At 72.3% G+C, this 14,604-nt stretch carries 16 protein-coding genes and 2 pseudogenes; 11 read left to right on the top strand and 7 right to left on the bottom strand.

Annotated elements, in window-relative coordinates; all coding sequences use genetic code 11:
- The coding region (locus tag ACFV2X_RS21730) for an MFS transporter (RefSeq protein ID WP_385618860.1) at positions 1-628 on the bottom strand (628 nt) is incomplete at its 3' end.
- A gap of 109 nt (positions 629-737) precedes the next feature.
- On the opposite strand from ACFV2X_RS21730, the gene ACFV2X_RS21725 reads away from it, so the two are divergent.
- On the top strand, positions 738-1,511 hold the full coding sequence (locus ACFV2X_RS21725; RefSeq protein WP_385618784.1) for an AraC family transcriptional regulator: 774 nt from the start codon (positions 738-740) through the stop codon (positions 1,509-1,511).
- A 14-nt stretch (positions 1,512-1,525) separates the two neighbouring features.
- Here ACFV2X_RS21725 and ACFV2X_RS21720 read toward each other — a convergent pair whose 3' ends face one another.
- Entirely contained in the window at positions 1,526-2,368 is an 843-nt protein-coding gene (locus ACFV2X_RS21720) for a hydrolase (protein ID WP_385618781.1), read from the bottom strand.
- Positions 2,369-2,736: 368 nt separating this feature from the next.
- A complete protein-coding gene (locus ACFV2X_RS21715; RefSeq protein ID WP_385618780.1) occupies positions 2,737-3,327 on the bottom strand; it encodes a hypothetical protein in 591 nt (196 codons plus the stop codon).
- Between ACFV2X_RS21715 and ACFV2X_RS21710 the strand changes: the two genes are divergently transcribed.
- Positions 3,304-5,217: a sulfatase-like hydrolase/transferase gene (locus tag ACFV2X_RS21710; protein ID WP_385618778.1), complete on the top strand. Its 1,914-nt coding sequence runs from the start codon at positions 3,304-3,306 to the stop codon at positions 5,215-5,217. The genes ACFV2X_RS21715 and ACFV2X_RS21710 overlap by 24 nt on opposite strands.
- Before the next feature lie 12 nt (positions 5,218-5,229).
- On the opposite strand, the gene ACFV2X_RS21705 is transcribed toward ACFV2X_RS21710, so the two are convergent.
- Entirely contained in the window at positions 5,230-6,207 is a 978-nt protein-coding gene (locus ACFV2X_RS21705; protein WP_385618776.1) for a zinc-binding dehydrogenase, read from the bottom strand.
- Between the two features lie 172 nt (positions 6,208-6,379).
- Positions 6,380-6,589 (bottom strand): annotated as a pseudogene (locus tag ACFV2X_RS21700) (transposase); the annotation flags it as partial.
- A gap of 83 nt (positions 6,590-6,672) precedes the next feature.
- Between ACFV2X_RS21700 and ACFV2X_RS21695 the strand changes: the two are divergent.
- From ACFV2X_RS21695 to ACFV2X_RS21660, 8 genes and pseudogenes are all read left to right on the top strand, one after another.
- Positions 6,673-6,957 (top strand): helix-turn-helix domain-containing protein, encoded by a 285-nt coding sequence (locus ACFV2X_RS21695; protein WP_385618773.1) that lies wholly within the window; start codon positions 6,673-6,675, stop codon positions 6,955-6,957.
- A 12-nt stretch (positions 6,958-6,969) separates the two neighbouring features.
- Positions 6,970-7,476, top strand: a pseudogene (locus ACFV2X_RS21690) (RNA-guided endonuclease InsQ/TnpB family protein); the annotation flags it as partial.
- 82 nt (positions 7,477-7,558) lie between these two features.
- On the top strand, positions 7,559-7,723 hold the full coding sequence (locus tag ACFV2X_RS21685) for a zinc ribbon domain-containing protein (RefSeq protein ID WP_385618858.1): 165 nt from the start codon (positions 7,559-7,561) through the stop codon (positions 7,721-7,723).
- Between the two features lie 177 nt (positions 7,724-7,900).
- Complete coding sequence (locus ACFV2X_RS21680; protein ID WP_385618865.1) at positions 7,901-8,314, top strand: hypothetical protein; 414 nt, start codon at positions 7,901-7,903, stop codon at positions 8,312-8,314.
- The gene (locus tag ACFV2X_RS21675) at positions 8,272-8,622 is read left to right on the top strand and encodes an amidohydrolase family protein (RefSeq protein ID WP_385618855.1); all 351 of its coding nucleotides are present in this window, start codon (positions 8,272-8,274) and stop codon (positions 8,620-8,622) included. The genes ACFV2X_RS21680 and ACFV2X_RS21675 overlap by 43 nt, the downstream gene beginning before the upstream one ends.
- A gap of 96 nt (positions 8,623-8,718) precedes the next feature.
- On the top strand, positions 8,719-9,564 hold the full coding sequence (locus ACFV2X_RS21670) for an inositol monophosphatase family protein (RefSeq protein WP_385618770.1): 846 nt from the start codon (positions 8,719-8,721) through the stop codon (positions 9,562-9,564).
- Positions 9,565-9,614: 50 nt separating this feature from the next.
- Positions 9,615-11,024, top strand: a complete 1,410-nt coding sequence (locus tag ACFV2X_RS21665; protein ID WP_385618852.1) for a phytoene desaturase family protein — start codon at positions 9,615-9,617, stop codon at positions 11,022-11,024.
- Positions 11,025-11,131: 107 nt separating this feature from the next.
- On the top strand, positions 11,132-11,578 hold the full coding sequence (locus ACFV2X_RS21660; RefSeq protein WP_385618768.1) for a nitroreductase family deazaflavin-dependent oxidoreductase: 447 nt from the start codon (positions 11,132-11,134) through the stop codon (positions 11,576-11,578).
- An 18-nt stretch (positions 11,579-11,596) separates the two neighbouring features.
- On the opposite strand, the gene ACFV2X_RS21655 is transcribed toward ACFV2X_RS21660, so the two are convergent.
- Positions 11,597-12,496, bottom strand: a complete 900-nt coding sequence (locus tag ACFV2X_RS21655) for a LysR family transcriptional regulator (RefSeq protein ID WP_385618765.1) — start codon at positions 12,494-12,496, stop codon at positions 11,597-11,599.
- 97 nt (positions 12,497-12,593) lie between these two features.
- Here ACFV2X_RS21655 and ACFV2X_RS21650 point away from each other — a divergent pair, with 97 nt between their 5' ends.
- Positions 12,594-13,550, top strand: a complete 957-nt coding sequence (locus ACFV2X_RS21650) for a PhzF family phenazine biosynthesis protein (protein WP_385618763.1) — start codon at positions 12,594-12,596, stop codon at positions 13,548-13,550.
- Positions 13,551-13,656: 106 nt separating this feature from the next.
- Here ACFV2X_RS21650 and hemC read toward each other — a convergent pair whose 3' ends face one another.
- On the bottom strand, positions 13,657-14,592 hold the full coding sequence (hemC, locus tag ACFV2X_RS21645; RefSeq protein WP_385618760.1) for a hydroxymethylbilane synthase: 936 nt from the start codon (positions 14,590-14,592) through the stop codon (positions 13,657-13,659).
- Positions 14,593-14,604: the final 12 nt, after the last annotated feature.

Here is a 14,604-nt window from a genome sequence, read left to right as displayed (position 1 = left end):
GCCCTTCTTTTTTTACCCACCGCCTCACTATCCCCCCCTCCCCCCCCCGCACCCCGGCCCTGGGGGCCGGGGGGGGCCCCCGGGGGGGGCGCCGCGCGCCCCCCCCGCGCCGGGCCAGGGACCGGATCGCGGAGGCCGTCAGCACCACCCCGGCCACCGCGGGCACCATCAGCCACGGCGATGCGTTCAGCCCTCCGGCGGACAGGACGGGGGATACGGCGACGGGGGCGAGGGCGAAGCCGATGTTGCCGCCGAGGGAGTACCAGCCCATCGCCACATGGCTGCCGCGGCTCGCCGTCCGGGCCAGCCGCGCCGACTCGGGGTGGTAGGCGGCCACCCCGATGCCCGAGAGGGCGACCGCCAGGCAGGTGAGCGCATACGAATCGCCGGGCCCGGACAGGGCGATGCCAAGACCCGCGCCCAGGGAGCTCACGGGGATCAGCCAGGGCATCGTCCACCGGTCGGTCAACGCCCCGAACAGGGGCTGCACGATCGAGGACAGCAGCGTGGCCGCCAGCACGATGCCGGACGCCGCCGCGTATCCGTAGCGGCGCTCGGCCACCAGGAACGGCACCAGGGTGGGCACAGCGCCCTGGTAGAAGTCCACGGTCGCGTGGCCGATGGCCATCATCGTGATCGGTCTGGATACGGAGCGGTCGCGGGAGTGGTTTTTCGGTGTCACGCCGACGATCCTCGGGGCGCGGCGGGTTGGCAGGCTTCCGATAAACTGCCAGGTGATGTCGGTATCCCGCCAAGCGTCCCGCCGGACCGTCCCGGCCCGGCCGCACCGGCCGACGACCACCCGCCTCCTGGACCCGGGCAGCGGGTTGTCCGCACACCGCCATGACGTACACCAGGTCGTCTACGCGGGGCGCGGTGTGCTGTCGGTGACCACCGAGGCCGGGAGCTGGGTCGTCCCCGCCACCCGGGCGATCTGGGTGCCCGTCGGCACCCTGCACCAACACCGGGCGTACGGGCGCACCGTGCTGCACGGCGTCGGGCTGTCGGTGGAGGCCAACCCGCTCGGCCTGGACCGGCCCGCCGTACTGGCGGTCGGCCCGCTGCTGCGCGAGCTGATCATCGCGTACAGCCGCCCGGACGCCGACCCCGGGACGGCGGAGTCCCGCCGGCTGCTCGCGGTCCTGCTCGACCAGTTGCGGCAGGCCCCGCAGCAGCCCCTGCATCTGCCCACGGCCCGGGATCCGCGGCTGGCCGCCGTATGCGCGCTCCTCCAGCACGACCCCGCGGACCCCCGGCCGCTGCCCGAACTGGGCGCCGGGGTGGGGGCGAGCGCCCGCACGCTCACCCGCCTCTTCCGCGCCGAGATGGGCATGACGTTTCCCCAATGGCGCACCCAACTACGGCTGCACCACGCGCTGTTGCTGCTCTCCGACGGCCTGACCGTCACGGCGGTCGCCCACCGCTGCGGCTGGGCCTCGGCCAGCGCGTTCATCGACGTCTTCCGCCGCGCCTTCGGATACACCCCCGGCGACTACCGCACGCAGGGCTGATGCTCGCGTGACGGTCAGCCGCAGCCGATTCGCGCGGTCCCGACGGCGACGTCGTCGTACCAGAGCGTGTCATCGCCCTCGCCGTAGCTCTCCCAGCCCAGCCGCAGATCCGTGGGCGCGGGGCGCCAGCCGCCCCGGGCCAGCCACTGCTGGTCGACATCCTGGGTCGGGGTGCCGTCCACGACCAGGCCGGTGACGAGGGAGCCGTTGACCCAGGTGTCGAGGCGGCCCGCGGAGCGGTCGAGCCGGAACTCCAGACAGGTCCAGGTGTTGAGCGGCAGCGGCGTGGACAGCGCCACGCCTGCCGGGCTCTGCGCGGGGAGGGTCGCGTCGTCGGACTCGCGGTTCCACTGGAGGGCCTTGTTCTGCCCGCCCATCCGCAGGTCCTTGGAGTTGTCGTTGGTGTCGCGCAGGGCGGCGAACGTGACGTGCTGGGCGGGGAGCGCGGTGGTGTGGCGGACCCAGAAGCGCGCGTACAGCTCGGAGCCGGCCGGGACGTCGGACAGGGACGTACCGGCGAAGGCGTGATTGCAGTACCCGGCCTTGCCGGTCACCCGTACGGATTTGGTGCCGGCGTGGGCGACGGTGGAGTCCACGGTCGCGGTGCCGGTGCCGGTGCAGTTGGCCACGGTCGTGGTCCAGCGGCCTGAGGGGGCGGTGCCGGTCTGCGACTCGAAGTCCTCGCAGAAGCCGTTCGCCGCGCACGCGGCGGCGGGGCGGGCTTGGGCAGAGGGAGCGGCGGCGGAGGCGGCGGGGGTGACGGCCGCCGCGGCGGCCAGTGCGGCGGTCGCGGCGGCGAGGGTGCGGAGGCGGTTGGGCTTGCGGGGGTGGGGGTTCGGGCGCGGGTCGGGTGCCATGGGGGGTCCTCCTTCGGGGGTGCGGGAGTTGGCATGTATGGGAGCGCTCCCATCCAAGGAATGTAGCTGTGAGCATGACAGTCCGGAAGTCAGTCGGCGGTGTTTTGAACCGATGCCGCCGACGAGCCGTAAGGGATAACGGCGGCCCAGACCTCCCGAGCCTGGTCCGCCGTGCCACCATCAGGCTTCGCAAGCACGGAAGGAACTTCGGGGTGTCGCTCTTCACGCGCTCTCGTCAGCTGCCGGACAGGGACAAGACGAACGCTGAGGAGGGCCCAGCACCGGACGGCCTCGCGGCGCACTCGCCGGACGGGGCCGCCGCCACGGGTGATGCCGCCGAGAGCGCGTCGTCTGCGGACGAGGTCGCCTCAGGTGGCATGGCTGCGGATGGTTCTGCGGGTGTTGCGGTGCCGGGTGCCCCCGCTGCCGACGAGGTCGTAGCGGGTGACGCCGTGGGCGTCGCCGCCCCTGAGGGTGGCAGCCTCGTGGGTGCCGTCGGGTTGGATGACGCTGCCGAGCATGGCAGCCCTACGGACGCCACCGCTTCGGGTGTCGCCGCTGGGCGCGGGGCCGGTGGCGACACTTCCGTGGGGGACGCTGCGGACGATGCCGCCGCTGGCGGCGCTCCTTCGGAGGCCGCTGCGGGGCGTGGCGCTTCTGCGGGTGCCACCGCCCGCGGCGATGCCTCCGACGGGGGCGCCGGTGCGGGGGGTTCCGCGTCTGATGCGGACGTTGCCGGTGTCCCTGGCGCGCGTGATAGCGGCGATGGGCACACCTCCGCGCGCGCCGCCGAGCCGGCTGCCGCCTCTCCGGGCGATGCCACCCCCGGTGATGCCGCGTCGGGTGCTGCCGCTGGGCGCGGCGTCGGCGGCGACACCGTCGCGGGCGACCTGGCGGGTGGCGCCGCCCCGGCCGACGCCGCCTCCCGAGATGCCGTGCCGGTTGGCGCTGCCTCGCACGCCGCCTCCCCGGGTGCAGCCGACCTGGAGGCCGACGCCCCCGGTGACGACGGCCTGAACCCCGCCACCCCGGGTGACACATCGCCGGGCGATGCCAACGCCGCCCCAGGCGGCGATACCACCACCGACCAACCCCCCACCGAGGCCGCCGCAAGCGGCGGCTGGCGGGGTAAGTACCCCGTCGCCGCACGGGCCTTGGCGTGGGGGGCCACGGCCGTGTCCGTCGCGTTGGTGTTCTTCGCGCTGCTGCTGCCGAATCAGCTTCCCCTCATCCAACCCCGCGCCTTCCTGCACATCCCCGTGGAGGGGGTGCTCGGTGCGGGGGTGTTGCTCATCCTGCCGCCGATTCCGAGGCGGGTGGCCGCGGTGCTCGCCGGGGTGTTCCTCGGGCTGCTGACCATCCTCAACCTCCTCGACATCGGCTACAACGAATTCCTCGGGCGCGGGTTCAACGTGGTGCTCGACTGGATCCTGCTCGACGACGCCCAGTCGTACCTCGAGGACTCGCTCGGCTCGACGACCGCGACGCTCGCCGTGGTCGGGGTCGTGGTGCTCGTTCTCGTCCTGTTCGCCGTCATGGCGCTGGCGTGCCTGCGGATCGGCGAGGTCATGGCACGGAACAACACCGTGGCGACCCGTACCGTCCTCGTGCTCGGGACCACGTGGGTGGTCTGCACGGCGCTCGGGCTGCAGGTTTCCGGGGCGCCGATCGCTTCCAGGAATACGGTCGTGCTCGTCCAGAACCGGGTGAAGTGGGTGAAGGCGACCCTCAAGGACGAGCGGGAGTTCAAGAAGGTGGCGGCACGGGACTCCTATGGGAACGTCCCGGGCGATCAGCTACTGACCGGACTGCGCGGCAAGGACGTCATCTTCACCTTCATCGAGAGCTACGGCCGCAGCGCCATCGAGGACCCGGAGATCGCGCCGGGGGTCGACGCGGTGCTCGACGAGAAGACCAAGGAGCTGAGCGACGCCGGGTACTCGTCCAAGAGCGGCTGGCTCACCTCGGCGACGTACGGCGGCAACAGCTGGCTCGGCCACTCCACCTTCCTGTCCGGACTGTGGATCGACAACCAGAGCCGCTACCGCACCGTCACCGCGGGCGATCACACCACCATCACCAGCGCCTTCAAGCGCACCGGCGCCTGGCGCACGGTCGGCATCATGCCGGGGGTCACCAAGGGGTGGCCGGAGGCGAAGTTCTACGGCCTCGACAACCTCTACGACTCCCGGGACCTCGGTTACAAGGGCCCCAAGTTCAGCTGGTCGACCATGCCCGACCAGTACGCCCTGACGGCTTTCGAGCGTCTTGAGCACGGCAAGAAGCACGACAAGCCGCTGATGTCGGAGATCATCCTGACCTCCAGCCACCAGCCGTGGGCGCCCATCCCCAAGATGATCGGCTGGGACGAGGTCGGTGACGGCTCGGTCTACGACGACATCAAGAAGGCGGGCAAGGACCCCAAGGACGTGTTCACGGACTCCACCCAGGCGCGCGCCGAGTACGGCAAGTCCATCCAGTACTCGCTGAACAGCCTCATCGACTACGTGGTGAAGTACGGCAACAAGAACACCGTGCTCGTCTTCCTGGGCGACCACCAGCCCATGGCGAAGGTCAGCGGCGACAAGGCCAGCCACGATGTGCCGGTCGCGATCGTCGCGCACGACCCGGCCGTGATGAAGCGGATTTCCGGCTGGGGGTGGCAGGACGGGCTGCGGCCCGGCGCGGACACCCCGGTGTGGCGGATGGACACCTTCCGGGACCGCTTCCTGAACGCCTACGGTCCGCAGCCCGGCTCCGGAGCGCCCGGCTCGGGGTCGTCCGGTTCCGAGGCGTCCGACTCACAGCCGGCCGGCTCCAAGTCCACCCGTTCCAAGTCGTCCCGCTGAGCCGATCGGCGATCAGCCTCCGATGTCCAGCACCGCCTTCCCTCGTACCCGCCGCCCCAGCAGCGCCGCCACCGCCTCCGGCGCCCGCTCCCACGAGCCGCGCCAGCCGATCTGCGGGTCGAGTCGGCCCTTGGCCAGCAGGCTCACCAGATAGGCGAGGTCCGGGCCGAAGGGGGACCGTACGACGAAGGGTTCGAGCCGCCGGTCACCGCCCGTCAGCCGTTCGCGCTCGAAGTCGATGGTGGTCGGTTCGAGCGACGCCTTGCCGATGGACTGGGCCGAGCCTCCGGGCTCGACCAGGGCGAACGCCTCGGCCAGCAGCGGGCCGCCCACGTTGTCGAGGACGCCGAAGACCGGTGCGGTGACGTGCTCGAGGCCGACGACGACCTCGTCGGCGCCGAGTTCGCACAGCCCCTCGCCGCGCTGTGGGCCGCCCACCGCCGCGATGACGTACGCGCCCGCGAGCGCGGCCAGTTGCACCGCGAAGCGTCCCAGGCCGCCCGAGGCGCCGGTGATCAGCACTCGGCGGCCGATCACCGGGCCCAGCGCGCGCACGGCCTGGAGCGCGGAGACCCCCGCGCCCGGCAGCGCGGACGCCGCGCCGAGTTCGACGGCGTCCGGGACCACGGCGAGCTCGGCGGTGTCGACCGCCCGCCGCTCGGCCCACGCTCCCGGTGGTCCGAAGGACACCACGCGGGTGCCGGCCGCGGGGCCGGAGCCGTCGGCGGCGGCGTGGACGACGACGCCCGCCGAGTCCAAGCCGAGCACCTGCCCGGGACGCGCTCGCTCCTCCCGGTAGGCGAGTTCGCCGAAGTTGAGGGATGCCGCGTGGACCTCGACGAGGGCCTGTGCGTCGTGGGGCACCGGCTCCGGGGCCTCTCCGAGCCGCAGGCCCTGGGGAGCCTCGGGGTCGTACAGCAGAGCGCGCATCGCGGTCGCGTCCCTTCCGGTCGTTTCGTCCGGCGCCGCGTCGGCGCCGTCGCGTTTCACGCTGCCTCCGGGATCCGACCGCTGTCCAAGACCTCTTGTTATAGCCATCCGTTATCAGGGGGGAGCCGTGGGGCGGGGCGCTTGCAATCGGCTGTCCGGCATTTCGTCCTTCCCTTGAGCCGTCCTCAAGTGCCGGACCGGCCGGGTGAGTCCGAGTGGCTGGACGGAGCCTGCGTGAGCTGACGCCCTTGAGGGAGTTGTCGAGCGTGGTGAGAGCGACCTTGGGCGGGAAGGTCACGAGTGGGTGGACGGGGCTGGCATCGCCGTCGAACTCGATGAGCTCGGTTCCGGAATCCGCGCACACGGCCTGCGTGATCCTCTCCATGTGCCGCGCATGCTGGTTCAGCGAACACGTTGTGCCTGTACTTCGTAACGAAAACAAAGCATATAGAGAAGAATGAGACAGTTTATGTCTGTTCTGAACTCTCGGACTCGCCCATAAAGCAACATCCGTACGATGCCAGCATGCAGCTTCGCTTCCAGTACAGCGTCACCTTGACGCCCGCCCAGCGCATCCGCGCTGCCCGGGTGTTCGGGTGTCGGCGCGTGGTCTGGAACGACGCGCTGGCGATGCAGAAGCCGCGCAAGGCGTCGAACAAGCTGCTCGGCCCTCCGAAGGACCGGATCGCCGAGGGCCCGTATCAATCGATCCCGAAGAACGCCGAGCTGGGCAGGACGCTGATTACGGCGGCGAAGAAGACGAAGGAGCGGGCGTTCCTGCGCGAGGCGCCGGTCGGCGTCATGCAGTAGACCCTTCGCGATCTGGACGCGGCGTGGAAGGCGCACGAGGACTCCAAGGCTGGTAAGCGCAGAGGACCGAGGGTCGCCCCGCCGAAGTTCAAGAGCCGCAAGGACAATCGGCAGACCGCGCGGTTCACCCGTTCCGACCGCTGGTCGATACTCGAAAACGGCAGGCTCCGCCTTCCGGAGATCGGTGATGTGAGGGTCAAATGGACCCGCGACCTGCCGTCCGAGCCCAGCCCGGTGACGCTGGTCAAGGACCGTTCCGGCCGGTACTGGGTGTCCTTTCACGTAGAGACCGACCCGACCGCCGACATCCTCCCGCCGGCCGATGGGGATCAGGGCATAGACCTTGGCCTGGTCCGTTTTGCGGTGCTCGCGGATGGCTCGCACATCGCCTCCCCGAAGTACCTGAGGAGGGCGGAGAAGAAGCTGAAGAAACGGCAGCGGGAGCTGTCGCGCAAGAAGAAGGGCAGCAACAACCGGGACAAGGCCCGCATCAAGGTCGCCCGTGCCCACGCCGCCGTGGCGGACGCGCGCCGGAACTTCGCCCACCAGTGGTCTCACAGGCTGACGCGCCGCCTGCGGACACCGGGATGGCCCCAAACCCCTGCACATCCGCACCTGGACCTGCCCGAACTGCCGGACGACCCACGACCGGGACTGGAATGCGGGGCGGAACGTCCGCGACGAAGGCCGCCGCATCCTCGCGGGCGACAAGACAGCACCACCCACGCCCGGACCGGGGGCCCCGTGCCGGCAACGGCACGGGTAAACGCCTGTGGAGCGCCGTTAAGACCAGGGGATGCCCTGGCAGCGCGTGTAACCCCCACCCGGGTGGGGAGGAAGCAGGAACCCGCCCGAAGTCGGTGGTCTCTCATCGCGAGAAGCCACCGTCAGACGGAGAATCCTCGGCCTTCAGGCCGATGGAGGAGGTCAAGCCTACGACGACATGACCGAGCCCCTGATCGCCTCCGGTATGGCCTTCACCCCGACCTTCGGGCTGTCCGGCGCCGGTCTGCCCGCCACCCGGGCGGCGCTCTACCGCTATGCCGAATGGGCGGTCGGCGACCGGCGGCTCACCTCGCTGATGAGCGAGGCGGAGTACGAGGAGTTCCGCGGTGGCGTGGCGGCGGCGCAGCAGACCGTCCCCACCGACCTGCTGGCCTTCGTCGCCCGGCACGGGGCGACGGTGCGCAGGCTGCTGGAGGGCGGGGCGCGCGTCGGAGTGGGCACCGACAGCCCGCTCGTACCCCCGGCCATCTACTACCACCTCAACCTCCAGGCCATGGTCCGCTACGGCGCCACCCCCCCCACCAGGCGCTGCGCTCCGCCACCGCCGAGGGCGCGCGGGCGCTGGGCATGAGCACGCGGATGGGCACCCTGGAGCCGGGGCAGCTCGCCGACCTGGTGCTGGTGGAGGGCGACCCGCTGAGCGACATCCGCGCGGCCGCGGCGGTGCGGAGCGTGGTGCTGGGGGGTGCGGTGCACTCGGTGGACGACCTGGTGAGCGGGAAGTCCTCGGGCACGGTGGCGGGCGTACGCAGCGCCGCGGCCGTACGCGGTACCTCGTCCGTACGGGGGGCCGCGGCCCCGGCCGACGTACCGCAGGGCCCCGCCCGCGAGCGCTACTGGTGGCACCAGGAGGAGCACGCCCACCACTCCTGCTGCTGAGAGCCGGGAATCGGCTGCTGAGGCCGTTCACGCGGCGGCCATTCTGTGGCCGCCGCCTGGTCACCGGCCGTCGCCGGGACATGGTTCCATGAGGGCATGTTCGAGCAGTTTCTGGTCTCCGGTGCACTGTCCGATGTCGAGGAGGCGGTGCGCAAGGCGGCCGCCGCCGAGGTCATGCCGAGGTTCCGGCGGCTCGCCGACCACGAGATCGTCGAGAAGAACGGCCCGCACGACCTGGTGACGGTCGCCGACCGCCAGGCCGAGAAGCAGCTGACCGCCTCGCTCACCGCGCTGCTGCCCGGCTCGGCCGTGGTGGGCGAGGAGGCCGTACACGCCGATCCGTCCGTGCTCGGCGCGCTGGGCGGGGAGGCGCCGGTGTGGATCGTCGACCCGGTCGACGGCACCCGGCAGTTCGTCCACGGCGACCCGGGCTTCGCGATGCTGGTCACCCTCGCCCACCGCGGCGAGCTGCTGGCCTCGTGGACCTACGCCCCGGCGCTCGACCTGATGGCCGTCGCGCACCGCGGCGGGGGAGCGGTGCTGAACGGCGAGCCGATACGCGCCGGCCGGCCGGAGCACGGCAAGGATCTCGAAGTCGCCATCTCGCACCACGACTTCACCACGGACGCCGAGAAGCGCACCCTGTCCGTACTGCGGACACCAGGTGTCGCGCCGCGCCCGTGCGGCTCGGCCGGCCTGGAATATCTGAACGTGGCCCGTGGCCTGCTGGACGCGGTGGCCTTCACCTGGGAGAACGCCTGGGACCACGCCGCCGGGCTGCTGCTGGTCGCCGAGGCTGGCGGCGCGAGCGCGACGCTGGCCGGCGATCCGTTCCGTATCACGGGCGGAAACGCTCTTCCTTTCACCGCGGCGCGGGACGCGGCGACCGTACGGCATATCCTGAGCGTGCTGGGCGCCCCGGCCGACCGGGCCGCCGGCTGACAAAGCTTCAGGAGTCCTCAGGACGGGGAGGGAGACCCGACGTGCCGTCCATGCTCGACGCGGTCGTGGTGGGTGCCGGGCCGAACGGGCTGACCGCGGCCGTCGAACTGGCCCGCCGCGGCTTTGCGGTGGAGATCTTCGAGGCCGCCGGGACGATCGGCGGCGGCGCCCGCACCGAAGAGCTCACCCTCCCCGGCTACCGGCACGACCCCTGCTCCGCGGTGCACCCGCTGGGCATCGGCTCCCCGGCCTTCCGCGCCATGCCGCTCGCCCGGCACGGCCTGGAGTGGCTGCACCCCGAGCTGCCGCTGGCCCACCCCTTCCCGGACGGCACGGCCGCCGTCCTGGCCCGCTCGGTCGGCGAGACGGCCATGTCGCTGGGCCCGCGCGACGCCGGTACGTACCGCCGGCTGGTCGCCCCGTACGTCGGCAGATGGGACAACCTCGCCCGCGACTTCCTGCGCACCGCGTGGGACGGGGTGCCCGCCGACCCGGTGACCTGGGCGCGCTTCGGGCTGCACGCCATCCAGCCCGTCACCCTCCTCAGCCGCCGCTTCCGCGACGAGAAGGCGCGCGCGATACTCGCCGGGATGGCGGGCCACGCCATCTCGCCGACCAGCGGCATCGGCACCGCCGGCCTGGCGCTGTTCTTCGCGCTCGCGGGCCACGCCGTCGGCTGGCCCGTCCCGCGCGGCGGCTCGCAGTCGATCTCGGACGCGCTCGGGTCGTATCTGCGCGAGCAGGGCGGGGCGATCCACGTGGGCGTTGAGGTCAAGCGGCTGGACGAGCTGCCGCCCGCCCGCGCGTACATCTTCGATACGTCACCGACCGCCCTGGCCCGGATCGCCGGGCTCGGCAACGCGTACCGCCACTTCCGCTACGGGGCCAGCGTCTTCAAGATCGACTACGCCCTGGACGGCCCGGTGCCCTGGACCGCGCAGGAGGCCCGGCGCGCCGGAACCGTCCACGTCGGCCCCACCGCCCGTGAGATCGGCGCCGCGCTGCGGGCCGCCACCGAGGGGCGCGCCCCCGGCGTCCCCTTCCTGATCACCGCCCAGCCCAGCGTGGTCGACGACTCGCGCGCCCCGGCGGGCAAGCATGTCTTCTGGGCGTACGGCCATGTCCCGCGCGGCTGGGACGGGGACGCGACCGAGGCCATAGAGCGGCAGATCGAGCGCTTCGCGCCCGGCTTCCGGGATCTCGTACTCGCGCGGGCCGTGGCCGGGCCGCCCCAGCTCGCGATGCGCAACGCGAACTACGTGGACGGCGACATCGCATGCGGCGCCTTCGCGGGCCTGCAGACCGTGATCCGCCCCAAGCTGGCGCGCGTCCCGTACGCCACGGCCCACCCGTCGGTCTTCCTGTGCTCCTCGGCCACCCCGCCGGGGCCCGGGGTGCACGGCATGTCCGGGCACCACGCGGCGCGCGCGGTGTGGCGGCGGCTGCGCGGCCGGGGCTGACCCTGGCCCGGCTGTCCGGCGGCCCCGCTGGAATGCCGGGGCGGCGGCCGGGCGTTGCACCCTGCGAGAGGGCCAGTCACGAGTCGTTCGACGATGGGACGGAAGCCATGCCTCTGCAGGGCGAGTACGAGCCGAGCCCCGAGAAGTGGGTGCGTGATCAGGTCGAGCAGATCGAGAGCTCTGGTGGCACCAAGGGGATGTCGATCCGGGGACTGCCGGTCATCCTCCTGACCACCCGGGGCGCGAAGACCGGCAAGATCCGCAAGAGCCCGCTCATGAGGGTCGAGCACGAGGGCAGCTACGCCGCGGTCGCCTCGCTGGGCGGCTCCCCCAAGAACCCCGTCTGGTACTACAACGTCGTCTCCGACCCCCGGGTCGAGCTGCGGGACGGCACGGTGAGCCGGGACATGACGGCCCGGGAGGTCCACGGGGAGGAGAAGGCCCTGTGGTGGGCGCGCGCGGTCGAGGCGTACCCCGACTATGCCGACTACCAGCAGAGGACGGACCGCCAGATCCCGGTCTTCGTCCTGGAGCCCGCGGCCGAGGACCACTGAGGATCGCCAGCGGCTGATCTACCGGCCGATCAGACGTGTCAGCTCATCGGCGACCACCTGGCCCGCGGGCGAGATCCAGCGTCTGCGGTGCCGGGTGAGCTGGACCGGCACGGGCGGCACCGGCGGCCCGTCGACCCGGGCCAGGAGGCCGTCGCGCAGCTGCCGCTCCAGGGTCGCCTGCGGCAGCAGCGTGAGCCCGAGCCCGGCGGCCACGCAGGAACGGGCGGCCTCGATGCTGCCGAACCGGGTCAGCCGGGGCCGCGCGTCGGGGAGCGCGAGCAGGGAGCGCACCAGCCGATCGCTGTACGAGCAGCCCTCCTCGTGGACGAAGAAGCTCTCGTCGGCCAGCTCCGGCCACCCCGCCTCGCGCCCGGCCAGCCGGTGGCCGGGCGCGGCCACGTACACCAGCGGCTCGTACGCGATGGGCTGCGCGACCAGGTCGGCGGCCTCGATCTCCGGCTCCAGGAGAAGCGCCAGGTCGAGCCGCCCCGAGCGCAGCCCCTCCATGGCCGCGGCGGTGCCGGCCGCGTGCAGATGGACGTCCACGCCCGGGTGGGTGCGCCGCAGCGAGGCGATCACCCGGGGCAGATGCGACGAGCACAGCGACTCGCCCGCGCCGAGGGCCACCTGGCCCTCCACCGCCCCGTCCGCCCCCGCGCCGTTCCCCGCCGCCGCGGTCGCCCGCAGCCGGGCCTCGGCGTCCAGCACCCGCTCGGCCTCTTCGAGCAGCCGCCGTCCGGACGGGGTCGGGGTGGTGCCGGCGGGCAGCCGGTCGAACAGGCGCGTGCCGAGCTCCCGCTCCAGCGAACGGATCTGGACGGTGACGGTGGACTGGGCGAGATGCAGCTCGGTGGCCGCGGCGGTGAAGCTGCCGGTGCGGGCCAGCGAAACGAAGGTGCGCAGAAGTCTGGTGTCCATCAGAACCTCAGCCTAGCCGGGGCTATCGATGTTCTCGATGGGTGCGAGCGAAAAGAATCGTTGGACGCGATGGGTGGCCCGGTGAAACGGTATCCCCATGACCGCACACACGGCACCCACCGCAGACAGCACCTCCACCGCACACGGCGCACTGACCGCCGAGACCGATCAGGTCCTGCGCTACTCCGCCTTCACCACCGACCCCTCCGGCGGCAACCCCGCCGGCGTGGTGCTCGACGCCACGGCGCTCGAAGACGCCGAGATGGTGGCCGTAGCCGCCCGGATCGGCTACTCCGAGACCGCGTTCATCACGGCGCGGGACGAGGCCGCGCGCCGCTACGGGCTGCGCTACTTCAGCCCCCGCGCCGAGGTGGCCTTCTGCGGACACGCCACGATCGCCACCGCGGTCGCGCTCGCCGAGCGCATCGGCCCGGGTGAGCTGGTCTTCGACACGATGGCCGGCGAGATCCGCGTGGCGACAACCCTGGATGAGGGAGCGGAGGGGGGCCGCGGGAACGGCGGGAACAGCCGGGCCCCGCAGGCCACCCTCACCAGCGCGCCCACGCACTCCCACCCGGCCGACGAGGCCCTGACCGAGCAGGTGCTGAAGGCCCTGCGCTGGACGCGGGACGACCTGGACCCGGCCCTTCCGCCGCATATCGCCTTCGCGGGCAACGACCACCTCGTCCTCGCCGCCGCCACCCGCGAGAGGCTGGCCGCCCTGGACTACGACTTCGACGCGCTGGAAGAGCTGATGCGGGTCCACGGGTGGACCACGGTCCACCTGGTGTGGCGCGAGGCCGCGGACCGCTTCGACTTCCACGCCCGCGACCCGTTCCCGCCCGGCGGCGTCGTGGAGGACCCGGCCACCGGCGCGGCGGCCGCGGCCTTCGGCGGCTATCTGCGGGCGCTCGGGCTGGTGACGGAGCCGACCAGGGTCCGGATCCGGCAGGGCGAGGACATGGGGCGGCCCAGCGATCTTCTCGTCGACATACGCCCCGACGAGGAGCGGGTGCGGGTCACGGGCCGAGCGGTGGCGATCCCGGGAGCGTAGGGGTGCGTCGGTCACCTGAGTTCGCGGTGAGTACGAGACAGGGACACGCCGACGACACGGCGTGTCCCTGTCTCCTACTCACCGCAAAGTGCCGGCGCTCAGTGCCTCAGTGCGGGATGGTGTCGATCACCTCGCGCGCCCCCTGGCGCAGCAGGGCCACCGCCACCGAGGTGCCGAGCGTGGCCGGGTCGAGCGGGCCCGCCCACTCGTGCGCGTCCAGCACCGTCTTGCCGTCCGGGCTGAACACACGGGCGCGCAGGGAGAGGCGGCCGTCGCGCTCGGCCCTGGCGTAACCCGCAATGGGGGAGTTGCAGTGGCCCTGGAGCACATGCAGGAGCATGCGCTCCGCCGTGATCTCCTTCCAGGCGTCGGCGTCGCCGAGCCCGGAGACCGCGTCGATGGTCGCGGTGTCGTCCTCGCGGCACTGCAGCGCCAGCACCCCGGCCCCGATCGGCGGGCACATCGTCTCGACGGGCAGGATCTCGCTGATCCGGTCCGTACGGCCGATGCGCTCGAGCCCGGACACCGCCAGCAGCAGCGCGTCGCACTCGCCCGCGTCCAGCTTCTCCAGGCGGCGGTTGGCGTTGCCGCGCATCGGTACGCACTCCAGATGCGGGTGGGAGACCGCCAGTTGCGCGATGCGGCGCACCGACGAGGTGCCGATCCGCGCGCCCTCCGGCAGCTGATCCAGCGTCAACCCGCCGGGGTGTACCAGCGCGTCGCGGATGTCGTCACGCTTGAGGTAGGCCGCGAAGACCGTGCCCGCGGGCAGCGGCCGGTCGGCGGGGATGTCCTTGACGCAGTGCACGGCCAGGTCGGCCTCGCCCGCCAGCAGCGCCGCGTCGACCTCCTTGGTGAACGCGCCCTTCCCGCCGAGCGCCGACAGATCGCCCATCCACCGGTCGCCGGACGTGGTGACCGGCACCACCTCGGTACGGATGCCCGGACGCAGCGCGGCCAGTTCGGCGCGGACCCGCTCGACCTGTGCGAGGGCCATGGGGGAGGAGCGGGAGACAATGCGGATGAGGTCGGTGGACGACATGGCGTACACCAT

Origin of the sequence: Streptomyces sp. NPDC059679 (genome assembly GCF_042734105.1) — a bacterium.
Taxonomy (GTDB): Bacteria; Actinomycetota; Actinomycetes; order Streptomycetales; family Streptomycetaceae; genus Streptomyces.
Note: the sequence above shows the minus strand (reverse complement) of the source record. Positions and strands in the feature narration are given on the sequence as shown.